General features: G+C 64.6%; 14 protein-coding genes and 2 pseudogenes. 12 read left to right on the top strand and 4 right to left on the bottom strand.

Annotation, left to right across the window (positions count from 1 at the left end; genetic code table 11):
- Positions 1-8 precede the first annotated feature (8 nt).
- The 7 genes and pseudogenes from DRB87_RS23505 to DRB87_RS10670 all read left to right on the top strand — a co-directional run bounded on the left by DRB87_RS23505 (position 9) and on the right by DRB87_RS10670 (position 12,101).
- A pseudogene (locus tag DRB87_RS23505) lies at positions 9-1,399 on the top strand (putative bifunctional diguanylate cyclase/phosphodiesterase).
- A gap of 491 nt (positions 1,400-1,890) precedes the next feature.
- Positions 1,891-2,898 (top strand): hypothetical protein, encoded by a 1,008-nt coding sequence (locus DRB87_RS10645; protein WP_130025878.1) that lies wholly within the window; start codon positions 1,891-1,893, stop codon positions 2,896-2,898.
- Between the two features lie 119 nt (positions 2,899-3,017).
- Positions 3,018-6,602 (top strand): DNA translocase FtsK, encoded by a 3,585-nt coding sequence (locus tag DRB87_RS10650; protein WP_130025879.1) that lies wholly within the window; start codon positions 3,018-3,020, stop codon positions 6,600-6,602.
- 392 nt (positions 6,603-6,994) lie between these two features.
- A complete protein-coding gene (locus DRB87_RS10655) occupies positions 6,995-8,209 on the top strand; it encodes an ABC transporter substrate-binding protein (protein WP_130025880.1) in 1,215 nt (404 codons plus the stop codon).
- Between the two features lie 227 nt (positions 8,210-8,436).
- Positions 8,437-9,315: a branched-chain amino acid ABC transporter permease gene (locus tag DRB87_RS10660; protein WP_017234336.1), complete on the top strand. Its 879-nt coding sequence runs from the start codon at positions 8,437-8,439 to the stop codon at positions 9,313-9,315.
- Positions 9,316-9,425: 110 nt separating this feature from the next.
- Positions 9,426-11,305: pseudogene (locus tag DRB87_RS10665) on the top strand (ATP-binding cassette domain-containing protein).
- A gap of 73 nt (positions 11,306-11,378) precedes the next feature.
- A complete protein-coding gene (locus DRB87_RS10670; protein WP_130025881.1) occupies positions 11,379-12,101 on the top strand; it encodes an ABC transporter ATP-binding protein in 723 nt (240 codons plus the stop codon).
- 20 nt (positions 12,102-12,121) lie between these two features.
- On the opposite strand, the gene DRB87_RS10675 is transcribed toward DRB87_RS10670, so the two are convergent.
- Positions 12,122-13,255 carry a nitronate monooxygenase family protein gene (locus DRB87_RS10675; protein ID WP_165385279.1) on the bottom strand — a complete coding sequence of 378 codons (1,134 nt, stop codon included), beginning with the start codon at positions 13,253-13,255 and terminating at the stop codon, positions 12,122-12,124.
- 165 nt (positions 13,256-13,420) lie between these two features.
- Positions 13,421-14,542, bottom strand: coding sequence for a site-specific integrase (locus DRB87_RS10680; RefSeq protein ID WP_130027822.1), 1,122 nt, complete (start codon positions 14,540-14,542; stop codon positions 13,421-13,423).
- Between the two features lie 177 nt (positions 14,543-14,719).
- On the opposite strand from DRB87_RS10680, the gene DRB87_RS10685 reads away from it, so the two are divergent.
- Entirely contained in the window at positions 14,720-15,745 is a 1,026-nt protein-coding gene (locus DRB87_RS10685) for a DNA-binding protein (RefSeq protein ID WP_130025883.1), read from the top strand.
- 61 nt (positions 15,746-15,806) lie between these two features.
- Here DRB87_RS10685 and DRB87_RS10690 read toward each other — a convergent pair whose 3' ends face one another.
- Positions 15,807-17,348 (bottom strand): PLP-dependent aminotransferase family protein, encoded by a 1,542-nt coding sequence (locus DRB87_RS10690; protein ID WP_130025884.1) that lies wholly within the window; start codon positions 17,346-17,348, stop codon positions 15,807-15,809.
- 187 nt (positions 17,349-17,535) lie between these two features.
- Here DRB87_RS10690 and DRB87_RS10695 point away from each other — a divergent pair, with 187 nt between their 5' ends.
- Positions 17,536-18,288 carry an SDR family oxidoreductase gene (locus DRB87_RS10695; protein WP_130025885.1) on the top strand — a complete coding sequence of 251 codons (753 nt, stop codon included), beginning with the start codon at positions 17,536-17,538 and terminating at the stop codon, positions 18,286-18,288.
- Between the two features lie 38 nt (positions 18,289-18,326).
- Complete coding sequence (locus tag DRB87_RS10700) at positions 18,327-18,731, top strand: cupin domain-containing protein (RefSeq protein WP_130025886.1); 405 nt, start codon at positions 18,327-18,329, stop codon at positions 18,729-18,731.
- A gap of 67 nt (positions 18,732-18,798) precedes the next feature.
- Here the strand turns inward: DRB87_RS10700 and DRB87_RS10705 are convergent, their stop codons facing one another.
- Positions 18,799-20,919, bottom strand: coding sequence for a bifunctional diguanylate cyclase/phosphodiesterase (locus tag DRB87_RS10705; protein WP_130025887.1), 2,121 nt, complete (start codon positions 20,917-20,919; stop codon positions 18,799-18,801).
- A 519-nt stretch (positions 20,920-21,438) separates the two neighbouring features.
- On the opposite strand from DRB87_RS10705, the gene DRB87_RS10710 reads away from it, so the two are divergent.
- Positions 21,439-22,938, top strand: a complete 1,500-nt coding sequence (locus tag DRB87_RS10710) for a DUF2252 domain-containing protein (protein WP_206100087.1) — start codon at positions 21,439-21,441, stop codon at positions 22,936-22,938.
- Between the two features lie 152 nt (positions 22,939-23,090).
- Positions 23,091-26,174 carry a transglycosylase domain-containing protein gene (locus DRB87_RS10715; RefSeq protein WP_130025888.1) on the top strand — a complete coding sequence of 1,028 codons (3,084 nt, stop codon included), beginning with the start codon at positions 23,091-23,093 and terminating at the stop codon, positions 26,172-26,174.
- The last annotated feature ends 6 nt before the right edge of the window (positions 26,175-26,180 follow it).

Consider the following 26,180-nt stretch of genomic DNA (forward strand, 5'->3'; position numbering starts at 1 on the left):
CTCGCACGATGGAGCAATTGCGCTATCTGGCGGAGAACGACCCGCTCACCGGCGTCTCTAACCGGCGCGGCATCGAAAAGGCGCTGGCCGAGGCGATCCGTACCTTATCCGACGCCCGGCCGGCGGCATTGGCGTATCTGGATCTGGATCGGTTCAAGCTAGTCAACGATCTCTTCGGTCATGCGGCGGGCGATGAGGTGCTGCGCCAGGCATGCGACCGGATGCGAGCACGCCTGTCGACGGATCAGAGCGTGGGGCGCACTGGCGGCGACGAGTTCATCGTGGTGTTTCGCGATGCGACCATCAAGGAGGCGGCCGCCGTGGCGCGCCGTCTGGTCGACGCGATTTGCGGCGAGCCTTATCAGATCGGGGAGCGCGCGTTTCAGGTGCGCGCGTCGGCCGGGGTCATCGAGCTGACGACCGATATGCGGGTGCCCGACGCGATTTCGTCGGCCGACCGCGCCTGTCGCGAGGCCAAGAAGAGTCGCCGAGAGTTGGTGGTCTATGAGCGCGGGGCGGCGGCATTTCGTGAGCGCCTCGCCGAATTGCGGTTGATCGATGCGCTCGACGCGGGACTCACGCCCAACACCCTGTTTCTCGAGATGCAGCCGATCATGGAGATGGCGTCGCCCGGCGAGTCGCTCAACTTCGAGGTGTTGCTGCGCATGCGCGATTCCGACGGCAATATCGTACCGGCCTCGCGCGTCATCAGCGCGGCCGAGGAGAACGGCAGCATCGGCATGATCGATAAATGGGTACTGACGAATACGCTCGCCTGGATCGACCTGAACCGCGACCGTCTCGCAAAAACACGGTTTGTGTGCGTCAATCTGTCGGGGCGTCGCTCAACGACGAACATTTCATTCGGGACATCTTCACCACGCTGGCGGCCCATGAGCGTGCCGTCGGGTTGCTGTGCATCGAGATCACGGAAACCGTGGCACTGCACGATCTCGACAATACGCGTCGCTTTGTCGATCGGATTCACCAACTGGGCGGGCGCATCGCGCTCGACGACTTCGGTGCGGGCTTCAGTTCTTTCTCATACCTGAAGGATCTGGCGGTCGACGCCATCAAGATCGACGGCGCGTTCGTGAAAAGCATGGCGGCGCATCCGGCCAATCTGGCGATTGTCGAGGCGATTGTGGCGCTGGCGAAGAATCTCGGGATTCGCAGTGTGGCGGAGTGGGTGGAAGACACCGCCACGCTCGAAGCCTTGTCGGAACTGGGGGTCGACTATGTGCAAGGCTTTCTGATTGCGCGCCCGCAAACGCCCGAGGCTATCCTGGCTGCCGACTCGGCCGTCAGTTTCGTTCGCGATCCGCAACTGGCGTCATTGCTGCTCGAGTTGGGGGATGCGTACTACCCGCGTCATCGCAGCAACTCGGCATTGCACTGATTCGATTCTCCCGACGCGACGCTTCGACAACCCGTCGGCGAGGAGCGTCCGTTGGCCGACAAAAGTCGCATCAGTTGCCGATTTGTCGTGCGAATTATCTGTATTTTTCGCAATACTGTATTGCCCGCGCGATTTCCGCCCGGCACTCGATCCGCAGTGCCCAATATGCCGGAAACCCCCATGAATCGGGCGTTTCCGCGTCAAGTCATTTTTTTCGGGGCGTCATCAAAACGTAACCCGAAGTAAGAATTCCAATTGGAATAAATCTTGTCTCCGGCAAAGACCGGGTGGCAGAATCAACGCATCGACGTGGTGGAGCGCATCCTCCATGCGCCGGTGAACCGTATCCGTGGGTGGGGCATGTCGCGGACTGCAATGCGGCGCATCGGCGTTCGGCACATGACAGGCACGCGATATGCAACGGGGTTAGGACCGCGCACATTCACGAGATGCGCGCGGCGCAACCGTAGGACCTAGCCAAAACAACGACAATGATTTCGACGCTTCTCAAACTCGTCTACCGCTACAGCCATACGGCGAAGTGGCGGCACAACGAACGCCTCTGGCCGCACGCGCGCATCGAGCGCGACGCCATGGGAGCCATCGAGCGCTTTACGTGGCGCTCGCGCCGGGTACCACTCGTTCGGCGCGCCGAATTGCAGCGCCTGCGCCGCTTGCCGTGCCACATCATCGCCAGCGGACCGTCGGTGGCCGATATCGATTACGCAGCGCTGCCGATGCATCACGTCATGGGCGTGAATGGGGCCATCGCGCTGACCGACCACGCGCCGGTCAAATTCAATTTTTACTGCATTCTCGACGCCGGTTTCGTACGTCAGCGTCCGGACCTGGCGCGCCGCGTCGTGGCGCGCGATCTGGTGTTGTTTGTCACGCCCGTCGTGCTCGCCCGTCTGCTGGACACATTCCCGGCGTCGGCGTTCGGGTGCCGCTTCTATCTTGTCGACGATATTTTCAAGCGCGGGATGGAGGCGGCCAGGACCCCCGAAGCCCTGCGTGCAAATCCGCAGGTCGCGGCAAGCGCGGCGTTCCAGGGCGAGCAGGGCCGCCTCGGGTACAGCTTCGATCTCGACCAGGGCTTCTTCCACGGTGGCACCGTGGCGTATTTTGCACTCCAGGTGGCGACGTGGCTGGGCTTCACCGAGTTGTATCTGCATGGGGTCGACTTGCGCGACGCCGCGCAGACGCCACGGTTCTACGAGACCCTGCAAACGCGTGCGCCGACGCGGTTGGATGTGGAGTTCTCCAGCCTGATCGAACCGTCGTTCCGCCACGCGGCGGCGGTCTTGCGCGCACGCGGTGTGCGCGTCGAGAACCTGTCGCACGCGAGCGCGCTGGGGGACGACATCTTCGCCAAAGTCGACTGGCGCGCGCTGCGTCGCCGGAACCTGAGTCTGGTCGTGCCGGACGCCGGCGGCGAGAGCGCCGGTCTCGGCAGCATGCCGACTTGGCGCTCGACCGGCACGCACGGTCGGCCGTAACGTCTGACACGCGCGGCGCCCACGCCAGCCGATGCGCGAAAGTCCTTGCCGAGAGGGCCTCCGCACGGTGGTCTACCTGCTACAATCGCACTCCGGGTTTTCCTGAAGCACGAGCGATTATGGGGTTTGGCTGGTTCGGACTGTCGACGTTTTGGTTGCTGGCGTTGTGCTGGCCTGGCGTGCGGGGTCTGCTTGGCGGTGAGATACGAATCTTCGGCCCCGGCACGCTGCGCATGCTGCTCGGCATACCGCTCGCGATCGGATCGAGTGCCACGCTCGCCGCGCTGACGGGCGGGGAGGGCAACAGCGCGGGTGGCAGCGTCGGCCAATCCCTGTCTCACGGCTTGCACGTCGCGTTGGGCGGTACGCTCGCGATGGGCGTGGCGAGCTTCGTCCTGCTCTTTTCCCTTCCGCTGGTCTTCGGCACCACTTGGTGGGGCATGTTCGCGCGCGGCAAATCGTCCGACGACGATACCGAGGCGCCCGCCTACGAATCACGTTTCGATGGGGCCGCCCGCGAGCCGGCGCGGGGTCTCTCGCACATGTCGTTTGACACGAGTGAGCGTGGTGAGCGATTTACGCCCACGCTCGGACAAGGGCATCACGATGTCGGCAGCCTGAGGGAAGATTCGGTGCCGCGCCGCCGTGGTCTGGCGGCACAGCCGCGCTGGAAGTTGTCCGACGAGGAGCGCGCGCGGCTCGACGCCATGCGACCGCCGCCGTTGAGGGTACGGGGTGCGCCGCGCACCGAGCCGTCGTTCGCGAATGGCGCGCGACTTCGTCCGACAGGCAAGGGTGCCTCGGTGGGACGTGCAGGGACCGCCGTTGCTGCCACCGTCGCCGCCGCAGCGACCGCGAGGGCGAGCGGGGCTCCCGTGTCTGCGGCGTCGGTCAGAACCGCGACATCCGTTGCGTCGACCGCTCCCTCAAGCGTTGCTGCGCCGCTCACGGCAACCAAGGCAGCCATGCCCGCGAAGCCGCCTACGCCCGCCGATCCACTGAATTCGACGCCGATTCCGGGGGCGACGGGATATCGCCGCCCCGTGGGCGTCGCGCCCGCCCATCTGCGCGGCACGATCGTGCATAGCCCGTTCCGCAAGCCGCAGCTCGGGCTTGAAGAAATGCCGCCACGGGGGGCGCGGCCTGTCGCGTCGTCTCCGGCGGATGCCGGGACGCCGGCGATCTCCGACACGTCGGCCAACGTTGCGGCGTCGGGCGCTGTCGCGCCTCGCCCGGCGGCGCCTGCAATGCAGGGGGCCGCGTCCTGGTCCGCGACCGATGCTGCCTCACCGCTTTGCGCCGCCATCTCCGCATTTTCGCCCGTCGATTTGTCGGCGAAGGACGTTGACGCACCCGCCTTCGAAGCCTTGCCGCCCGCGCCCACCTCTGAGGTGCTGGCCCAACAAGCGGCCGCGCGTGCCGCCGAACAGGCGCGCGTGCAGGCCTTGGCCGTGCTGCGCGACGAGGCACAAGCGTTGCTTCGCGACTTACGTCAATGGACAGCATCCGACACGGCGCAGGCCGCTGGTGCGCCCGCGTTGGCATCGGTGTGTCCGGCGACCACCGTCGATCGCCGGGAAAGCGTCGTGATGGACGAGGAACGCTTGAGCACGGACGCGACGAACGCCATCGAACCTGTCGCCATGGCGCAAGCCATGCCGCAGTCGGCCGCGACCGACCCATCGCCACCGGCCGCCGGGGGCGTCGACATGATCGCTGCAGCGCCGTTCGCACCCGTTTCGCCTTCTGACCATGCGTTCTCGCCGCCACATCGTCCGTTCGTCTTTGCGGATGTGTTGGCCAGCGTCGAGGCTTTCGATGTACCTAACGACGTACCGATCGATGTACCTTCCGATGTGCCACACAACGCCACGCGCGACGAACCGGGCTACCCGGCAGAGGACGCTGCATCCGTAGACGTACCCGACGCGCTGGAGGCCGAAGCGTCCGCGTCGAAGCCGCATTATGTCTTGCGTGCCGACGGCAGCTGGGCGCGCGCTGAAGCGTCTCCCCATCTCGGCCATCCCACCTACGCACCGTTGACGCAAGACGAAGCCATCTCGTCATTGACGCCAACCATGCCGTCGCCCGCGGCCGCCGTGCCTGCCATTCCGGCGTTCGCCGCGTCATCGCCGTTCGGCATGGCGACAACGGCTGAGTCGCGCGCCGCCAGCTTCTCGGGGAACACCCCGTACGAAGTTGCGCCGCCACGCGTCGTCATCGATTACGACTTGCCGCCACTCGATCTGCTCTCGCCAGTGACGTCGCTGGATGTCGCCAATATCGTTTCGGACGAAGCGCTCGCGGCCGTGAGCCAGTTGATCGAGCAGCGTCTGGCCGAATTCAAGGTGCCGGTCACGGTGGTAGGCGCGTCGGCCGGCCCGGTCATCACGCGTTTCGAAGTCGAGCCGGCGGTGGGGGTGCGCGGGGCGCAGGTCGTCGGACTCGTGCGGGATCTGGCGCGAGCGCTGGGTGTGACGTCGATCCGCGTGGTCGAGACGATTCCCGGCAAGACCTGCATGGGGCTGGAACTGCCCAACGCGCAGCGGCAAATGATTCGGCTGTCTGAAATCCTGGCCGCCCCCGTGTTCGACACCCATCGCTCGCACCTTGCGCTCGCCATGGGCAAGGACATCACGGGGGAGCCTGTCGTAGCCGATCTGGCGCGTGCACCGCACCTGTTGGTGGCGGGCACGACCGGCTCGGGCAAGTCGGTGGCCGTCAACGCGATGATCCTGTCGTTGCTCTACAAGGCAACCCCGGACGACGTGCGCCTCATCATGATCGATCCGAAGATGCTGGAGCTATCCGTCTACGGCGGCATTCCGCACTTGCTCGCCCCGGTCGTGACCGACATGAAACTGGCGGCGCATGCCCTGAACTGGTGCGTGGGCGAGATGGAAAAGCGTTACCGGCTGATGTCCGCGCTCGGCGTGCGCAATCTGGCCGGATACAACGAGAAGATCGATGCCGCGCGCGCGGCGGGCGACAAGGTGCGCAACCCGTTCTCGCTCACCCCGGACGCACCGGAGCCGCTGGATCGTCTGCCATTCATCGTCGTGGTCATCGACGAGTTGGCGGATCTCATGATGGTGGCGGGCAAGAAGATCGAAGAACTGATCGCTCGGCTGGCGCAGAAAGCGCGCGCGGCCGGCATTCACCTGATTCTCGCGACGCAGCGACCTTCAGTTGACGTCATTACCGGCCTCATCAAGGCGAATATTCCGACGCGGGTGGCCTTTCAGGTGTCGTCGAAGATCGATTCGCGCACGATTCTCGACCAGATGGGCGCGGAATCGTTGCTGGGGCAGGGCGACATGCTGTTCCTGCCGCCGGGCACGGGGTATCCGCAGCGCGTGCATGGCGCGTTCGTTGCCGACGACGAGGTGCATCGCGTCGTCCAGCACTGGCAGCAGTATGGCGAGCCGGACTACGAAGAAGCGATCCTCGCGGGCGATCCGAGCGAGGCCGCTTCCACCGATCTGTTCGGCGAGTCGTCGGGCGATGCCGAGGCCGATCCGCTCTACGACGACGCGGCGGCATTCGTGCTGAATTCCCGTCGCGCCTCGATCTCCGCGGTGCAGCGGCAATTGCGCATCGGCTACAACCGCGCCGCCCGTCTCATCGAGCAGATGGAATCCGCTGGACTCGTCAGTCCGATGGGGCGAAACGGCGCGCGCGAAGTGATTGCGCCGGGCGACTAATCGCCATCCCTTACACCTGCCTTACGACCCGCCCTCCGAGTCGAACTCTTTGGCACTCCGTGCCGATATCAAGACACGCGCCGCCCGTGGCGCGTGCGATCAAACCCCTTGGAAACCCGCGTCAATTGGCGATAGCAGCGCGTATACCCGCGCGAGCGTAGGGGTATTCCCGCCTTTGCGGGCAAAACTCAGCGAACACATAATCGGCGCGCTAGCTTGGTCGTTCAACGCGTGCGGTACGGTATCGCCCTGACACGAATTACAACATCGGGGGGATGCGGCGGGGGGGAAGTCGACTCGCGAGTCGCGCATTCTACGGCAGGGCCTGCGACATCAGGAAATCGCAGCAGAAAAGCGTCATATCGAAACGCATCGCACCGAAGGAGACCCTTATGCAATTCCGATTCAAGGTCATGGCTGGCGCCGTGGCATTTGCCCTGTCCGCCTCGATGGCTGTGGCGGCCGATCCGATCAAGATTGGCGTATCCGGCCCGTTCACCGGCGGCTCGTCGTCGATGGGTGTTTCCATGCGCGACGGCGTGCGTCTCGCTGCGTCGGAAATCAACAAGTCGGGTGGCGTGCTGGGCCGCCAGATCGTGCTGGTCGAGCGCGACGAAGAAGCGAAGAACGAGCGCGGCGTACAGGTCGCGCAGGAACTGATCAACAAGGAAAAGGTGGTCGCGACCGTCGGCTTCATCAATACGGGCGTGGCGCTCGCCTCGCAGCGTTTCTATCAGGATGCCAAGATTCCGGTGTTCAACAACGTGGCGACGGGCACGATCATTACCCAGCAATTCAAACCGCCTAAGTACGCCGATAACTACGTCTTCCGCAACTCGGCCAAGGACAGCATCCAGGCGCCGATGATCGTGGAAGAGGCGATTACGCGCCGTGGCTTCAAGAAGCCGGCGATTCTCGCAGACTCGACCAACTACGGCCAGCTCGGACGCGAGGATCTGGAAAAGGCGCTCGCCGCCAAGGGCATCAAGCCGGTGGCTGAAGAGAAGTTCAACATCAAGGACGTCGATATGACGGCTCAGTTGCTCAAGGCCAAGCAGGCCGGCGCTGACGTCATCCTCACGTACGGTATTGGCCCGGAACTGGCGCAGATCGCCAACGGCATGGCCAAGCTCGGCTGGAAGCTGCCGATGGTCGGTAGCTGGACGCTCGCGATGTCGAACTACATCGACAATTCGGGTGTGAACGGCGAAGGTGCCCGTATGCCGCAAACGTTCGTTCAGGAGCCCAACACGCCCAAGCGCAAGGCCTTCATCGACGCGTATCTGGCCATGTTCAAGCCGAAGAACAACCGCATCGACTCGGCGGTGTCGGCAGCGCAGGGCTACGACTCGGTCTACCTGCTGGCCGCAGCCATCAAGCAGGCCGGCAGCACGGACGGCCCGAAGGTGCGCGCCGCGCTCGAAGACCTGAAGGCGCCGGTCGACGGCGTGGTCACGACCTACGATCACCCGTTCACGCATGACGATCACGACGCCATCACCGCCAATATTCCGGTGATGGGTGAAGTGAAGGGCGGCCGTGTCGTGTATGCCTACGACAGCGATCTGAAGGCGGGCAGCAAGGTCCGCGAGAAGGCTGCGAAGTAACTCGCCCTCCCACCCGCTTGCATTTCGGTTGCGCGTTGCAGCCATGACGGATGAACAACGGCGCGCGTTGCTTGTGATCCGGGCCCCTGGCAATGGGGTGTCCGGGGCAGCGCGCGCGCCGTCTGTTCAACCGGGCCATGCACCGGCACTCGGGACCGGCGCGCGGCACACGTTTCGAATACCTCCCGTGCATCGCTCGTAGGCTCGCACTCGCGAGAGAGGACCGCATGACCATCCTGATTCAACTCATCTACAGCGGTATCGCGCTGGGGATGATCTACGCCGTGATCGCCTTCGGTTACCAACTGACGTTCGCGACGTCCGGCACGCTGAACTTCGGCCAGGGCGAATCGCTGATGCTCGGCGCACTGGTTGGCCTGACACTGGTCGATACCCTGGGTCTGAATTACTGGCTGATGATCCCCATTGTCTGCCTGTTCGGTCTCGTGCAAGGGGCGCTGGTCGAGCGCATCGGCGTGAAGCCTGCCTTGCGGATCAAGTCGGAGTTCGGCTGGATCATGTCGACGATCGCGTTGGGCATCATCTTTCGTAATGTCGCGGAAAACGTTTGGGGACGCGACGATCTCAAGTTTCCTTCGCCGCTGCCCGAGTCGCCCATCCACCTGTTCGGCGCAAACGTGTTGCCGATGGAGCTGCTCGTTGTGGTCGGCGCGCTGCTCATGATGGCCGCCGTCGAGTTCTTCAACCGGCGCTCGATTTATGGCAAGGCGGTGGTGGCCACGTCCAACGACCGCGACGCCGCCGGACTCATGGGCATCAACACCAGTCTGGTCATCACCTTCTCGTATGCGCTGTCGTCCATGGCGGCCGCTTTCGCGGGCGTGCTCGTCGCCCCGCTGACGCTTACCGGCGCCACGATGGGGGCGGTGCTCGGGCTCAAGGCGTTCGCCGTGGCGATCATCGGTGGGCTCTCGAGCGGGATGGGCATGCTCGTGGGTGGCGTGATTCTCGGCATCGCCGAGACGACGACCGCATTCTACATATCGACCGGCTACAAAGACGTGCCGGGTCTCGTACTGCTGCTGCTCGTGCTGGCCGTGAAGCCGGCGGGCCTGTTCGGCAAGACCGCCATCAAGAAGGTGTAACCATGACCGCTCAGACCTCCACCGCACGCGGGGCCCGCGATCTCGGCGGCCTGCGCGTGACCACGAAGCTGGCTGCCATCGTGGGCATCGTTGCGCTGTTCGGTTTTCCGATGGCCATCGGCAATCCTTATTACATCCACATGATCGAGACGATCATGATCTACGCGATCCTGCTGTTCGGGCTGGACATCGTCGTGGGTTACACCGGGCAGGTGTCGCTGGGCCATGCGGGCCTGTTCGGCATCGGCGCCTACGTGGCAGGGGTGTTCTTCACCAAGCTCGGACTCACGCTCTGGCTGGCGCTTCCGGGCGCCATCCTGATTACGGCCGCGTTCGGCGCCGTGCTCGCCTTGCCCGCGCTGCGGGTGATCGGCCCGTATCTGGCGATGGTGACGCTCGCATTCGGCACCATCATCCAGATTCTCATCAACGAGATGGATTTCCTGACCGACGGGCCCATGGGCATCACGCTCACGAAGCCACTCGTCGGGGGCATCCGATCGATGAGACCGAGTACTACTGGCTGGTGGCCGCGTTGCTGCTGGCGAGCATGCTTGTGGCGCACCGGATTCTCAAGTCGCATCTCGGGCGCGCTTTCGAGGCGTTGCGGGATTCACCAGTGGCGTCGGACTGCATGGGCGTGTCGGTGTATCGCTACAAGGTGTATGCGTTCGTGATCAGCGCTGGTTTCGCCGGTCTGGCGGGCAGTCTGTACGCCTACTCGGAGCAGTACATCTCGCCGAACACGTATAACTTCGAGCTGACGATCCTGTTCCTGCTCGCCGTCATCATGGGCGGGCGCAAGACGCGCAGCGGCGCGTTGCTAGGCGCGGCGATCGTCGTCTTGTTGCCGCAATTGCTCGACGACATCGGCACCTTCCGGATCGTCGCGACAGCCATCGCCGCGGTGACCGCCGTCGTGGCGGTGACCGCCATCGCCCGCGGGCGCACCTCGCTCGCCAAGGCGGCGGTGCCGATCGTGGGGACGGCGGCCTTGGCCGGTGTCACCTGGTGGCGCGACAGCATCACCGATTGGCGCCTCACGATCTTCGGGCTGATGATTCTGTTTGTCGTGTACTACCTGCCGGACGGCATCATCGGCTTCGTGCGCTCGCGCATTCTGCATCGCCGTCGCACGTTGACCGTCTCGGCCACGCAAATCGACGAGTCGGTCGACGGCGAGCGCGACCCGGTCCTGACAGCGGCGGCGGGCGGTCCCGAGGAACTGCTCAACGTGCGCCAGCTGCTCATGCAGTTCGACGGTCTGAAAGCGCTCAATCAAGTGGATCTGAGTGTGAAGCGCGGCACGATTCACGGGTTGATCGGCCCGAACGGCTCGGGCAAGAGCACGATGATGAACGTGCTCACGGGCATCTACGTGCCGACGGCGGGCAGCATCGAGTTCGCGGGTCAGTCGATCGCGGGGCGTTCGTCGTCGGATATTGCGCTCTCGGGCGTGGCCCGTACGTTCCAGAACGTGCAGTTGTTCGGCGAAATGACGGCACTGGAAAACGTGCTCGTTGGCTTGCATCACACGTTCGGCGCGACGCTGATCGATGTATCGCTGCGTCTGCCGCGTTACAAGCGTGAGGAAGGGGCGGCACGGGCGCGGGCGATGCGACTGCTCGACTTCGTGGGGCTGGCGTCGCTCGCTGACGAGGAGGCGCGCAACCTGCCATACGGCAAGCAGCGTCTGCTCGAAATCGCGCGCGCACTGGCACTCGATCCGCGTCTGCTGTTGCTTGACGAGCCGGCCGCCGGTCTGACGGCCCCCGACATTCGTGAATTGCTCACGATCATTCGCAAGATTCGCGACCACGGCATTACGGTCATCCTGATCGAGCACCACATGGACGTGGTGATGAGCACGTGCCAGACGGTCTCCGTGCTCGACTTCGGACAGAAAATCGCCGAGGGCCTGCCAGCGCAGATCCAGGCCGATCCGAAGGTGATCGAAGCGTATCTGGGCGGCGCATCGACGGCGCACTGACGACATTCGCGCATGCGGCGCACGGCGGGGACGATGCCCTGCGCCGCAGCCACGACGGACAAACGGAACCACTATGCTTTCCATTCGTAATCTGCAAGCCGGCTACGGCAAGGTGCAGGTGCTGCACGGCATCGACATCGATGTGCCGAGCGGCCAGGTCGTCACACTCATCGGATCGAACGGCGCGGGCAAGACGACGACCATGCGTGCCGTGTCCGGCATGATCAAGCCGATGGCGGGCGAAATCACGCTCGGCGACAAGCGTATCGATGGACTCGACTCGCATCGCATCGCCAAGCTTGGCCTGGCGCACTCCCCCGAAGGCCGACGCGTGTTCTCGACCATGTCGGTGATGGACAACCTGCGCCTGGGCGCCTTCCCGCGCCTGACGGGGAGCCGCCCGCGCGGCGATGTGGCGGCCGATCTGGAGCGCGCGATGGATCTGTTCCCGCGTCTGAAAGAGCGGCGCAATCAGTTATCCGGCACGCTGTCGGGCGGCGAGCAGCAAATGCTCGCCATGGCCCGCGCGGTGATGCTGCGCCCCGACATCATATTGCTCGACGAGCCGTCGATGGGGCTGGCGCCGATCCTGGTCGACGAGGTCTTCCGCATTATCAGCAACCTGAAGTCGGAGGGCGTGACGATGCTGCTCGTGGAGCAGTTCGCCGCGGCCGCGTTGGCCGTGGCCGACTATGGCTACGTGCTGGAGAACGGCCAGATTTCCGTGCACGGCCCGGCGGAAAACCTGCGCAACGACGACAAGGTGCGCGCCGCCTACCTCGGCGGCAGTCACTGACCTTTGCCGGCGTACCTCGCTCAGTAGGTGGCGGAAAGCTCGCGTAGCGTGTTGAACGTCTCGCGCAGTTCGGTCCTTAGCGTGGCCACGAGGTCGGCGGCGGGCATGGCGCGAGCCAGCGGCGCCGCCTGACCGGCCCACTGGGCCGCGTAATCGCTGTTGCCCTTGGCCTTGGCGGCGGCGTTGATCGCCTTGCCTGCGTCATACGTCACCGGATAGGCAGGCAGGTCGGGGCGGTCGGCTGCTTGCTCCAGCGCATAGAGGCGGTTCACGAAGCCGCGGGCCGGACGCCCGGAAATTGCACGAATCAAGGCGGTTCGCGGCGCAGCGCCGCCGGTCAACCGTTCGCGGTAGGCCGCATCGGCCGACGATTCGGGGCATGCGACAAAGGCGGTCCCGAGTTGAGCGGCCTGCGCACCGAGCGCGAGCACCGCTGCGATGCCCGCGCCGTCCATGATGCCGCCCGCGGCAATCACCGGCACCGACGTGTGCGTAACGATCAGCCGCACCAGCGCCAGCGTGCCCAGTTGTTCGTCATCGGTTGGGACGCGATCGCCAAGATCTTCGAAGCGGCCACGGTGACCGCCTGCCTCGTACCCTTGTGCCACGATAACGTCGACGCCCGCGGCCTCGATCGCCTTGGCTTCCGCCAGGTTCGTCGCCGAGGCGAACAGCACGATGCCCGCAGCGTGCAGTGCATCGATTCTCTCCTGCGACGGCAGTCCGAAATGGAAGCTGACTATGGCCGGTCGTTCTTCCAGAAGCATGGCGAACATGGCGTCGTCGGCCGCAAATGTCTTGTAGATCTCGCCGAGCGTGGTCGGCGGCGCGGCGTCGAAACGCGCGAACTCCGGGGCGAGATAGGCCAGCCAGGCGGCGTCGCGCGACGCGTCGAGCTTGGCGGGCGCGTGGCAGAACACGTTGACGTTGAACGGCTTGCGGGTCAGCGCGCGCGTATCGTGAATGGCCTTGCGCGCGGCGTCGGCATTCATCGCGGCAACACCGATCGAGCCGAGCCCGCCCGCGTTGGAGACGGCCGCCGCGAGGGCGGGCGTGGACGTGCCAGCCATCGGGGCCTGAACAATCGGCGTTGACAGGCCGAGTCGTTCGATGAGTGCGCGATGGCGGGATTGCGAGGTAGTGGAGCTTGACATGACGATCTGCACCTTTGAGTGTTCGGTAGGGGGAAACCGGACCCGTCGCAGCAGGGAGTCGATTCACTATGGCATACGCCCGGTGCGACAAAAGATATCACTAAAATGTATCTTTATGTCGACCACTCGCGGCATCGGCGGGGGCATTGGTTCGCCATTTCGGGGTCACGCTTCGGGGCCCGCACGCTCGTCGGGGCCTTTGTGGGTTTTGCGGGTCTCCTCGGCGCCCATCAGATCGGCGGCGCGCGAGCGCTGCATATCGGCCCGCCTGAAGTAGCCGATGACGGTCGCCACGCTCGTATGTCCCGTCATCGACATGGTTTCGGCCAGCGGCACCTGCTGAAGCGCAGCCTCGGTGACGAAGCCGGCGCGCAGCGAGTGGGCGGAGAAGTCGCCCGCAAGACCGGCGAGTGCGCATCGCTCGCGCACGATGTCGCGCACGGCGGCCTCGGAGAGCGGTTCGCCCACGTGTCCGCCGCGTCGAACGCGCCGAAAGATCGCCCCTTCCGTGATGTCCGCAGCCGTCAGCCAATCCGTGAGCGCCACGGCCGCCGCACCCGTGACCGGCTTTTCGTTCTCAGGGAGGTCTGCGCCCTGTTGATTCGTCTTCGACCAAGCGAGCGTGTAGACGTAATGGTCTGGTCCGCTGCGCCGCACGTTCTCGCATGTCGCCCGTACGACTTCCGAGCGCCTGCGGCCGCCGCTCGCCCATGCGAACAGCAATAGCGCGCGATCGCGCTTGCCGCGCAGGGTGTCGTCGCAGGTTGCCAGAAGCGCACGCAAGGGCTCGCGCGTGAGTGCTTCTTTCTTTGCCGTGCGAACGCCACGCTTTGCGTAGGCACGACGTGTCTTGGCAAGCAGTTCGCGCACCGCCGGTTCCGCGCACGGGTTCGGCAGGTGGTGCGACGTGTGCAGCTTGGCGATGACGCTCAACCGGTGGAACAGTGTGGCGAGCGCCGGTGGCCCCACACGGGCCTTGAGGCCTTGAGCGACGAGTGCGGCATCGAGTGCGTCGGGCATCTCGGTCCTGAGACCTTGCTTGCCTTGATGCAGCGCATGGTCGACCACGAACTGCACGATCACGGCGACCGGCAGCGGTGCGACGAGCGCCTGCCCGTACCTCAGGCGATACCAGCCCATCCAGTAGCGCATGGCCGATTGATAGCTCTGACGCGTGTTCTGCGAGTCGCCTTCCCGGGCGAGCGATTGTGCCGCGTTGAGCGCGTCGTCATGGAGCGTCGCTGGATTGCGCGGCGGGGGCAGGCCGAGGGCCGACGCACCTCCCATCACTGTGCTGGGCACCGATTCGGCGGGCGATAGGTTCGACGCTGTAATTTTTTCACCGGACATATGATTTCATATGTAATATGTATTTAATATAATTCATATGGCAAATAACCTACGATAATCTTCCATTATCGTGGGTTATTTAGCAATGCCTTCGATATTCAGGAGCGTTCCACGATGACGACGTCCCAAACCATGACATCTCTCATGACCACGCCGCTGCCCCGGCAAGGTGGGCGAGGCATTTCGGAGCACGACGTCTGGATGGCGGCCGATGCGTTGCTGATGGCGGGGCAGCGTCCGACCATTGAACGCATTCGTCAGCAGTTGGGCCGTGGGTCGCCCAATACCGTGAGTCCCTATCTGGATGCGTGGTTTGCCGGACTTGGCGCGCGCTTGCAGGGCGCAACGGCCGCCGCGCCCGGGTTGCCGGATGGCGTGACGATGCCGGAATCGGTGGCGCGTGCCGCGCTCGATCTGTGGGCGCTGGCGTTGAACGAGGGGCGTGTCGCTCTTGCGGAGGACGAAGCGGCGCGGCGCGCGGTGCTGGATGCCCGCGAAGCCGAGCTGGCAGCGGATCGCGAGGCGCTGGAACAGGCGCGGGCCGTGCTCCACGAGCGCATTGCCGCTGCTGAGACGGCGGCTGCGGATGCTCGCCAGGCGAGGGAGGAAGCGCAGGCGCAGGCGCGGCGCGCCGAGGCGCTGCTGATTGAGGCGCAAGCCGATGCGGTGGCATCGCGGCAAGCGCTGTCGGTGGCGCGCGAGCGTACGCAGGCGCTTCAGGAGGAACACGCGGCGCAGCGCACCCATTGGGATGCCGAGCGCACCCGGCTTGGCGAGCGGGCCGAAGCGAACGAGCGCCGCTTGATGCTCGAACTGGACGCCGCGCGCGAGTCGATCAAGTCGCTTCAGCAAGAGCGCAAGCACGTGCAGCGTCAGCTGCAGGATGCCGAAACCGCGCTTGCGGCGATGACCGAGGCGCAGCACGCGATGCGGGCCGCGAAGGCACTGCAGGATGCGGTCGTGGCGAGGCTGCGCGAGCAGGTCAGCGCGCAGGAGGCATTGGCGGCAACGTATCAGTCGATGCTGGCCGCGCCGACGACGTTATCGTCCGGGCGCGGCAACTTATCGGGAAGAAAGCGTCGCGTGAGCCATGCGGGCGTGCCGACAACGTCAGTGTTGCGTCGCGTACGCCGACCATGACACATGGGTAGCGGGCGTGTCTGAGATTTGTCGGCATTGTGGCGAACCGTCGCTCAGCAAGTCAGTCGTCCAGGCATGCGCGCAACGTTTGCGCGAGACGGGCGGCTTCCCCGGCATCGGCGACGTTCGCGAAGCCAAGTACGAGGCCACGCGGCGTGCGCGGTGTATGCCCGTTCGCATACCAGCTCGAGAGGGGCAACACGGCAAGTCCCGCCTCGCGGGCTCGGGCGGCAACGGCAACGTCGTCGACCGGGCCGTGCGGGCCTTCCGGGAATCTCACCGCGAACTGGACACCACCGAGTGGCAAATCGAGGCTCAGCCGCTCGCCGAACGCCTGTGCCAGCGCTTGCGTGATCAACACGCGGCGCTGTCCGTACAACGTGCGCATTCGCTTCACATGTCGCGCAAAATGGCCTTGTGCCATGAAATCCGCCACGGCCGCCTGCAATAGCGCTGGAGAACCGGTGTTCATGCTGCACGCCACCCGCGCGACGCGCTCCACAGCACGCTCCGGCACGACCGCGTAAGCGAGCCGCAGGCCGGGGAACATCAGCTTGCTGAGCGTGCCGCAATAGATCACGCGATCGTGCCGATCGAGGCTCTTCAGCGCCGGCAATGGCCTGCCCGAATATCGGAACTCGCTGTCGTAATCGTCCTCGATGATCCAGCGAGACGCTTTCTCGGCCCAATTCAGCAGTGCCAGGCGTCTTGCGAGCGACAAGGTGTGACCCAGCGGGCTCTGGTGCGATGGCGTGACCAGGGCGAAGCGCGCTTCCGGGTCCAGTTGTATGCCGCGCTCTACGTCGATCCCCTCATCGTCGACCGGCACGGGGACGAACTGCATGCCGGACTCGGACAGAAAATCGCGCGCGAGCAGATAGCCGGGCTCTTCGAACCACACGCGATCGTTCGGTTTCGCGAGACTGCGCAACACGAGTTCAAGCGTCGCGCGGTAGCCGCCGGTTATGAACACTTGCTCGGGCACACAGGTGACACCGCGAGACAGACCAAGATAGGTGGCAATGCGTTCTCGAAGCGGCCGGTAGCCCATCGGATCCGGGCAGGAGAGCATCGCGCGATCGCCGCTGCGCACACGAAGCGAAACCAGTCGACTCCATATCTTGCGGGGAAACGCGTCGAGCGCCGGTTGCCCGGCCTGCAACGGTCGTGGCTCGCCGCTCATGGCGACAGTGATGGCCACGTGGGGCAGTGCCGGTCGACTCGGTGACGCGGTTGAGGATTTCGCTGGGTCGGCGCCTTCTACGTTCGCTCTTTCAGTGTGCGGCACACCTTGCGGTGTCTGGCGATCTGTTCCGTAAGTCGAATGCATGATCGACGGCGGCAGCGACGGGGAAACAAACGTGCCGGCCGCGCCGCGCATCTGCAGATAACCCTCGTCGACAAGGATCGTATAGGCCAGTTCGACGGTGCCGCGAGCGGTGTTCAACTGCGCGCAGAGGCTGCGAAGTGCCGGCACGCGATCTCCAGGACGCAGATGCCCCGCGGCAATCGCCGTCCTGAAACGCTCACAAATCTGCAGATAGATCGGCTGCGGTCGCTGGCGATCTATCTGGATGTCCAGGGCGGGCGTTCGTGCGGGCATGAGTGTCTCGTGGATGAGGGCGGGCCAAGTTGATTTGGACTAGTCATATCGACGATTTTTGGCCCTTATTGTTACGACATGATTGTTACATACTGCCCTCAAGCAATGCCATGGCGAGGACACTTCCACGCGATGCCACGCTCAGTACGCGTCTCGCGCGTTCAGTTACCCCTTTGGAGAATCTGCCATGAAAATCGTGGTAATCGGTGGTTCGGGCCTGATCGGCTCACGTCTCGTCACCCTGCTCAGCCAGGCAGGCCATCAGGTGCTCGCCGCGTCCCCGCGCACCGGCGTCAATTCCGTGACCGGCGAAGGTCTGGATGCCGCGCTCGTCGGCGCGGATGTCGTGGTGGATGTCACGAACGCACCGTCATGGGAACCGCAAGCGGTGCTCGACTTCTTTCGCACCTCGGCGCGCAATCTCGGCAAGGCTGAGGTGGCCGCGGGGGGGCGCCATCATGTCGCGTTGTCGATCGTCGGTACTGACCGCATGCCGGAGAACGCGTATTTCACGGCCAAGGTCGCGCAGGAGGCTGCGATCGAAGCCTCCGGCGTGCCATACACGATTGTGCGCGCCACGCAGTTCATGGAGTTCATCGGCGGCATCGCGGATTTCAGCACGGACGGTGGCAACGTGCGCGTCGGCGACGGACTGTTCCAGCCGATCGCCGTGGACGACATCGTGGAGATCCTCTCGCAGGTCGCACTTGCGGCGCCGCTGAACGCGACGATGGATATTGCTGGTCCGGACCGTGCATCTCTCGCGCAGATCATTTCGCGCTATCTGAGCGCGAAGGGCGATGCCCGCCCCGTGGTGACGGACCGCAATGCTCGGTATTACGGTGGCGTCGTCGAGGAACTGTCGCTTGTCCCGCTCGGCGACGCGCGGATCGGCCGTATCAGCCTCGATCAATGGCTCGCCCAAACGAGCCAAGGCTGACAGTTCGGGCCGGCCATGTTCCCTTATGGAGTGAAGTGATGAAACGGATGGTTTTTTTCGGCGCGGCGCTGATGGGCCTGTGCCTGACGATTGCGGGGCCGGTCACGGCCGCGCCCGAGGCGCATGTGGTGCCCCTGAGTTCGACGCCGTTGCCGGAATACCCGGGCAAGGAAGCCCAGATGATCGTTGTGGAGTATCCGCCGGGCGCAGTCGACCCCGTGCACCGTCACGACGCGCAAGCGTTTGTGTATGTGCTCGAGGGAAGCATTGTCATGGGCGTCAAGGGGGGCAAAACGGTGACGCTCAAGGCGGGGGATACGTTCCACGAAGGCCCCAACGACATTCATACGGTAGGGCGCAATGCGAGTACCACGCGCCCTGCCAAGTTTGTCGTGTTCCTGATCAAGAAGCAGGGCGCGCCGATCCTGACCCCGGTGAAGTAACACCGCCGTTCCAGCCGGTGCCGGCAACTCCGGCGTCCCCGACCGGGCGAGCGTGGATGGCCGCTGCTCAGGCCATCGCCGCAGCACCGGGGGCGCCCGGCAGCGCCGATAAGATCCGGGCGAAGGCGTCGCCCGTGACGGGTTTGCCGAGCAGGAAGCCTTGCAGCTCGTCGCAATCGAGGGTCTTGAGCGCCTCGCGCTGCGACGGCGTCTCGACGCCTTCGGCCACCACATCCATATCGAGCGAGTGCGCCAGTGCAATGATGGCGGAGACCACGGCGCTGCCCTCGCGGCCGCAGGTGTCCAGCCCGCTCGTGAAGAAGCGGTCCATCTTCAATTGCTTGACGCGAAAGCGCTGCAAGTACGCCAGACTCGAATAGCCCGTGCCGAAATCGTCGATGGCCACTTCAAAACCCTGCTCGTGGAAGGCGCGGATCACGTCGATCGTGTGCTGGGCATCGAACATGGCCACCGTCTCGGTGATTTCGAACATGAGCCGATCGGCGGCGATGCCCGCCTCGCGCACGATCTCCACGATGTTTTCCACGAGTTGCGACTGGGCCATCTGGCGCGGCGAGAGGTTGATCGCGACCTTGACGGGCGGCAGGCCCGCGGCGTCCCATTCCTTGATCTGCTGGCACGTCGCCCGCACGACCCAATAGCCGATCGGCACGATCTGGCCGGTGCGCTCGGCGACGGGGATGAAGTCGGCCGGTTGCAGTTCGCCGAAGGTGGGATGCGACAACCGCAGCAATGCCTCGGCACCCGCGAGCGCCTCGGTGTCACCCCTGTACTTCGGCTGGAAGTGAAGCGAAAAATACTGCTCGTGTTCCGCGTCGTGCAGCGCCTGCTGGATCTCCCACGTGCGTTGCGCGGCGGCATTCATGCGCGGCTCGAAGTAGCGGAAGATGCCACGCCCGGCGCGCTTGGCTTCGTACATGGCGGTGTCGGCGTGCTTGAGCAGGATGTCGATGGTATCGCCATCGTCGGGAAACACGGCGATGCCGATGCTGGGCATGACGTGCAGCGATTGATTGCCCACGCGAAGTCCGTCGCGCATATCGTCGAGCAGGCGTTGCGCCACGCGCCCCGCGACCGCCGGTGACGACAGGGAGCCCAGCAGTACCACGAACTCGTCGCCGCCGAGTCGGGCGACCACGTCGTCGCCATTGACGTTTTTGCGAAGCCGTTTGGCGAACGCGCGCAATACGTCGTCGCCCACGTTGTGGCCGAGCGAGTCGTTGATGGTCTTGAAGCCGTCCAGATCCATGAACAGCACCGCGAAACGGCGCTCGTCGCGACGCGAGTTCACGAGCATGCGCGCAGCGGAGTCGTGCAAGGCGCGGCGATTGGGCAGATCGGTCAGCGCATCGTAGGTCGCCATTCTGGCGATCTGCGAGTTCAGTTGCAGAACGGAGTTGGCGAGGAAACTCGTGCGGGCGTCCAGGCGCGAGACGAGCAGGGTGGTGACGAGCATCAGGAAGGTGAACAGGCTGACGGTCGTGACCAGCCACGGGGAGCTCACCCCGCCCGCCGCGCCACAGATGGCGCCCGGCACAAAGTTGGCCGCCGACATGCCGGTGTAGTGCATGGCCGTGATCGCCAGTCCCATGACCCCAGCGGCGCCGATGCGTTTGGCCATGACGTAACGCAGACTGCCGTCGCGCAACGTGCGCGCAATCCACAGTGCCGCCGTGGCCGCCGCCATCGCGATCAGGATCGAGGCGGCAAAGCGTCCCGGATCGTACTCGATGCTCGGATTCATCTTCATGGCGGCCATGCCGGTGTAGTGCATGGCCGCGATCCCGAGACCGAGCGTGACACCCGCGGTGACCAGCCGTCGCTTGGTGAAGTGTTCGCGGGCGACCAGCCAGAGCGCCGCCCACGAGATAACGACGGCAATGCCGAGCGAGGCCGCGGTAATGACGGGGTCGTATCCGAGCGCGAGGTTGGCGTGCGAACCCAGCGGCGACCCGATCGGCGCGAGCGACAGCGCGAGCATGCCGATGAAGTGCATCGACCAGATACCGATGCCCATCGCGGCCGCGCCCACGGCGAGCCACGCGTGACGCATGCCGCGGTGCGTCAGGAGATAGATGCGACCCGAAAGGTCGAGTGCGGTATACGACGCGAGCACGGCAACCGCGAGCGATAGTGCGACGAGCCAACCACTGTACGAACTGGACATATGAGAACCGACCGAAAAGTCCTGCTTAACTGGTTATCGGCAAGGACGGCCGATAGTTGAGGGGCACGTAGGAATGTTTCCGACAGCGCTCGGCCGATTCGGTCGGGTGGCGCGTGAGCGGGGACTTCACCGATGTTCGGGCGCGTCGTGCCGACCCTCGACACTGCCGATATCATGGGGAATAATCCGTCCATGCCCGCCTTGAGCCGTGTCGTGGGTGGACGACCCGGCACGCGGCGTCGCGCCCATCACCTGCGTCACCCGCGTCCCTCTTGGGCGACCAACCGTCGGAATCGCGAAGTCTCGGACATGACACGCGTATGACGTCGGATGCCAGCGGGCGGTAGATTACGGCAGCCGTCAATTTTGCCTGATTTCCGCGGGATTTCCTCGCACTGCGTCAATTTTGATAGTTAAATGCCCTGCTGGCGCCGTGAAACGTGCCGTCATGCGGCGCGCTCACCCGTGCCGGTGGCGTGTGCGGAATGGCTGCGGCATTGCACGAACAGGGAGCCGGTCATGCCCGCTAAATTGTCGTCTGCCTCGCGCTCGGCCACGGCCAGCCCCGCCGCATCCTCCGCTGCGTTTCCGGTCGCAACATCGCCCGCCGTTCCCGTCGTGCCGTTCGAAGCCCGCATCGCTGCCGGGCGCAAGCTGCGCGACACGACACCGCGTGGTAGCCACGCTCATGTCGGCAACGTCGACCGAGACGTTGTGGAATTGCTGCGCACCAGCAGCGAGGGACGCGTCGATGCGCTCGTGCCGCTGCGCTACGGACGCATGCTCGCTTCACCCTTCGCTTTCTATCGGGGCAGCGCCATTGTCCAGGCCCACGATCTGGCGGGTACCCCACACACCGGTCTCACGCTCCAGATCTGCGGCGATTGCCATCTGGCCAACTTCGGCGGCTTTGCCACACCGGAGCGCACCCTGATCTTCGATCTGAACGATTTCGACGAGACAGCGCTTGGGCCTTGGGAGTGGGATCTAAAGCGCTTGTGCGCCAGCCTGGTACTGGCTGCCCGCCAATTCGGCTTCGGCGATACGCTGGGCGTCGAGATGGTGCGCACGGCGGTACAGACGTACGCGCGGCGCCTGAATGAATACGCCCACATGCCGACGATTGCGTTATGGCATGAGCAGGTGACGTTCGAGCGCATGCTCGACCTCGCTCAAAGCGACCGCGTGCGAGAGGGCGTGAAACGCGGCATTGCGCGCGCCACCGGACGCACGCACGAAAACGTGCTCCCCAAGTTCGCCCAACAGGTGGGCGATCATTGGCAGATTCGTGACGCACCACCGAGCATTTTCCATGTGCAAGGCGCCACCACGCTGTTCGGCACGGAAGATGACTGGCTCGGCGCGGGCGATTGGCGCACGCTGTTCGCCCCCGTCTACAAGAGCTATCTGAACTCGCTCTCGCCCGATCGTGCGCTCATGTTGTCGAGCTACACGCAGGAGGATCTGGCGTTCAAGGTCGTGGGTGTCGGTAGCGTCGGCACCCGGTGTCTGGTGTTGCTGATGATGGACACGCACGAGCAACCGCTCTTCCTGCAGTTCAAGGAGGCGTCGAAGTCGGTCGTCTCGCGCTTCTTCAAAAGCGCTTCGTCGAAGCACGACGGGCGTCGCATCGTGGAGGGGCAGCGACTTATGCAAGCGGCCTCCGACGCCTTTCTGGGCTGGGGCAGCGGCCCGTTCGGGCGCAGCGTGTATGGACGTCAACTGCGCGATATGAAGGTGTCGGCGCAATTCGAGCTGTTCCGCGCCGACGGCTTTCGCGAGTACGCCGGGCTTTGCGGATGGGTCCTGGCGCGCGCGCATGCCAAAGCGGGCGGTTGTGCGGCCGAGCTGGTTGGGTATGTGGGCAAAGGCAACCGGCTCGGGCAAGCGTTGGTCCGTTACGCGACAGATTACGCCGACCAGGTCGAACGCGACTACGAGGTGTTCCGAAAGGCATGTCGTGACGGTCAGCTCGAGGCACGCACCGATGCCGACATGGCCGCCGATTTCATTGCGTGAGCCGAACAGGGGCGATGCAGGCTTCCCCAATGCATCGGCGATCGGGCGTGACTAAACTACTATTGACAAGCGCGAATTCACAAGCGCGATACTAGGTACGCTGGACGTCCACCGCCACGCATGCTTGCATGCGGGCGTCCTCCGGAACTGACATGAACCGCCCGCCCGCCAATTCGACGTTGCGCGCAGTAGCGACAAAGCCGTTTGGCATACGTCTGAAATGGCTTCTCTTGCTTGCGGCCGCGTCACTGTGCGCCATCGGGGTCTATTTCGTGGCACGCGAGATGCAGACTTCGCGCCTCCAGGCTAAGTACTTTGCGGCACTTGACCGCCAGGTTTCCTTCAGGGTTGCGCAAGGCCCGAGCGACACCATCCGCTTCCCTTCCCACGGCGGTCCCTACGATCTGCGCATGGGCTACGAGCGAATACCCGAGTTTGCCGCTCGCCTCACCGCACGTGGCTTCGTCGTCACGGCACAGGCGCGCGACTCAGCCATGATGGCCCGCATCGCAGACCAGGGACTCTTCGTTCCCTACGAGGAAAAGGCTCAAGCCGGCCTTCAGCTCTTCGACGCGAGCGGCGCGCCGCTTTACAGGGCGCGCTACCCGTTGCGCACCTACGCCAATTTCGACGCTGTACCACCGGTTGTTGCCGATGCGCTGACCTTCATCGAAGACCGATCACTGCTCGATGCCGCTGAACCGTACCTCAATCCCGCGATCAACTGGAAGCGCTTCTCGCTCGCCGTCATTGATCTGGTACTCAAACATGTGCTCCATCACCATGCAATGCCCGGCGGCAGCACACTCGCAACCCAGATCGAGAAGTATCGTCACTCGCCGGGGGGGCGTACCGTCAACCCGTCCGAGAAGCTCCGGCAGATGGTCTCGGCGGCGTTGCGCGCCTATCTCGGCGGTGAGCGGACGCTCCGGGCACGCCGCGGGCTCATCGTCGCGTACCTGAATACGGAGCCGCTGGGTGCGCAGCCAGGCATCGGCGAGATCGAAGGCATTGGCGATGGGCTCGTGGCCTGGTACGGCCGCGACTTCGACGAGGCGAACCATCTGCTCGCAGCGCTCGACACGGACGCTCGAGGTCAAACCGGGGCGCCTGTCACCGGCGGACTCACCAACGAAGCGCTCGCATTCAAGCAGGTGCTCTCACTCTTGATCGCGCAACGCGCACCGTCGTATTTCCTTACGCGGAACAATGCAGCGCTCGAGACGCTGACGAACAGTTACCTGCGGCTGCTTGCCGACAACCACGTCATCTCGGCGCGGCTGCGCGACGCCGCGCTCGGTCAGCCCCTGCAGGTAAGGCACGGTCTGGCTACCGCGCCGGCAATTCCGTTTGCCAAACGTAAGGCGATTTCGGTATTGCGCGCGCATTTGCTCGAGACACTCGGCCTCAAAAATACCTACGCGCTCGATCACCTCGACCTCACTGCCAACTCGACGCTCGTCGATGCGCTCGAGCAAGCCGTCAGCAAGCAGCTTGCGCGTGCGCAAACGGTGGCTGGCGCGCAGCAGGCCGGCCTCTATGGCTTCGAGATGCTTCGCCCCGGCGACGATCCTGCGAAGATCGCCTTCAGCTTCTCGCTCTATGAGCGCCGCCGCGGTGAGAATGTGCTGCGCGTGCAAACCGACACCGTGAACGAGCCGTTCGATATCAACCAGGGGGCGCGCCTCAATCTCGGCTCGACCGCGAAGCTTCGCACCCTCGTCCTGTACCTGCAGATCGTCTCCGATCTCCACGCGCACTATGCCTCGCTCACACCGCCCGAACTTGCGGGCGTGAAGCCCGACGCGCTCGACGCCCTGACATCGTGGGCGCTCAACTATCTTGCGCATACGACCGACCACTCATTGCCGGCGATGCTGGACGCCGCCGTCGAACGCAAGTACTCGGCCAATCCCGGGGAAGTCTTCCACACCGGCAGCGGCGAACAGGCGTTCTCGAACTTCGAGCCCGCCGACAATGGCCGCATCCTGAGCGTGCACGAAGCGTTCCAGCGCTCGGTCAACCTCGTGTTCGTGAGGCTGATGCGCGACATTGTCCACTACGAGATGGTCAGGCAGGCGGGGCCGTCGGCGCACTGGCTCACGGATCCGGCGCTGCGGCGGCAGTATCTGACACGCTTTGCCGACGAAGAGAGCCTGACCTTCCTCGACCGCTTCAACAAAAGGTATGCGGGGCTTGCGGCCGACCAGGCGGTGGGGAAACTTGTCGCGGGGATGCCCAGGTCGCCGGTGAGGCTCGCGGCGGCCCTGCGCAGTGTGGCGCCCGAGGCCTCGCTGGCCTGGTTCGAGGGCCAGATGCGCGCGGCGCTCAAGGGTACGCCCGCGGCCATGATGAGCGCTGACGTCATGGCGGGGCTATACGCGAAGTATGGCCCCGACAAGTTCGACCTCAACGACCGGGCCTATCTCGCGCGTGTTCATCCGATCGAGCTCTGGCTTCTCGCTTACCTTCGCGCCCATCCGAATGCCACTGAGAGCGAATTGCGAGACGCGAGCCGGGACGTGCGTCTCGAATCGTATTCGTGGCTCTTCAAGACGCGCTTCCATGCTACCCAGGACCGCCGGATCCGGGAGACGATCGAGCGTCAGGCCTACGTCCCGATCGTGCGCGCGTGGCGCTCGCTCGGCTATCCATTCAAGACCATCACGCCGTCCTATGGGTGCGCCATCGGCGCCGCGGGTGACCGGCCAGCCGCGCTTGCGACACTCATGGGCATCATCGCCAACGACGGCCGAAAGGTGCAGGAGGAAAGCCTGAGTTCGCTCACGTTCGCGGCCGCTACGCCATACGAGACGCATTTTGCCCGTGCATTCGATGCGGGGCAGGTCGTGATTGGGCCCGCAATCATCGACGTCGTGCGGGGCCTGCTGCGTGACGTCGTGACGGGCGGCACGGGAAAGCGCCTCGCCGACGGACTGCCGCTAGGCCGGGGCCGCACCCTCGAGGTCTCCGGCAAGACCGGCACCGGCGATCAGCGTTTCAACGTCTATGCACGCGGTGCCAGGCTCATCGAATCGCGCAAGGTCAACCGCACGGCGACATTCGTGTTCATGATCGGAAACCGCTTCTACGGTGTGTTGAGCGCCTACGTGCACGAACCCTACGCGACACGCTACACCTACACCAGCGCGATGGCCGTCCAGCTCCTGAAGTCCCTCGGACCGACACTCGCGCCGCTCGTCGGCAAGACAATCGTCGCTCAACCGCTGCCATGACGAACG

Origin of the sequence: Pandoraea sp. XY-2, assembly GCF_004193915.1 — a bacterium.
Taxonomy (GTDB): domain Bacteria; phylum Pseudomonadota; class Gammaproteobacteria; order Burkholderiales; family Burkholderiaceae; genus Pandoraea; species Pandoraea cepalis.

Bases quoted from the DNA above. Each gene is read 5' to 3' on its own strand.
- DRB87_RS10675 (WP_165385279.1), bottom strand. From the start codon at position 13,255: ATGTCAAGCTCCACTACCTCGCAATCCCGCCATCGCGCACTCATCGAA.
- DRB87_RS10680 (WP_130027822.1), bottom strand. From the start codon at position 14,542: ATGGGAGGTGCGTCGGCCCTCGGCCTGCCCCCGCCGCGCAATCCAGCG.
- DRB87_RS10715 (WP_130025888.1), top strand. From the start codon at position 23,091: ATGAACCGCCCGCCCGCCAATTCGACGTTGCGCGCAGTAGCGACAAAG.
- DRB87_RS10690 (WP_130025884.1), bottom strand. From the start codon at position 17,348: ATGCCCGCACGAACGCCCGCCCTGGACATCCAGATAGATCGCCAGCGA.
- DRB87_RS10655 (WP_130025880.1), top strand. From the start codon at position 6,995: ATGCAATTCCGATTCAAGGTCATGGCTGGCGCCGTGGCATTTGCCCTG.
- DRB87_RS10705 (WP_130025887.1), bottom strand. From the start codon at position 20,919: ATGTCCAGTTCGTACAGTGGTTGGCTCGTCGCACTATCGCTCGCGGTT.
- DRB87_RS10700 (WP_130025886.1), top strand. From the start codon at position 18,327: ATGAAACGGATGGTTTTTTTCGGCGCGGCGCTGATGGGCCTGTGCCTG.
- DRB87_RS10710 (WP_206100087.1), top strand. From the start codon at position 21,439: ATGCCCGCTAAATTGTCGTCTGCCTCGCGCTCGGCCACGGCCAGCCCC.
- DRB87_RS10660 (WP_017234336.1), top strand. From the start codon at position 8,437: ATGACCATCCTGATTCAACTCATCTACAGCGGTATCGCGCTGGGGATG.
- DRB87_RS10645 (WP_130025878.1), top strand. From the start codon at position 1,891: ATGATTTCGACGCTTCTCAAACTCGTCTACCGCTACAGCCATACGGCG.
- DRB87_RS10670 (WP_130025881.1), top strand. From the start codon at position 11,379: ATGCTTTCCATTCGTAATCTGCAAGCCGGCTACGGCAAGGTGCAGGTG.
- DRB87_RS10650 (WP_130025879.1), top strand. From the start codon at position 3,018: ATGGGGTTTGGCTGGTTCGGACTGTCGACGTTTTGGTTGCTGGCGTTG.
- DRB87_RS10685 (WP_130025883.1), top strand. From the start codon at position 14,720: ATGACGACGTCCCAAACCATGACATCTCTCATGACCACGCCGCTGCCC.
- DRB87_RS10695 (WP_130025885.1), top strand. From the start codon at position 17,536: ATGAAAATCGTGGTAATCGGTGGTTCGGGCCTGATCGGCTCACGTCTC.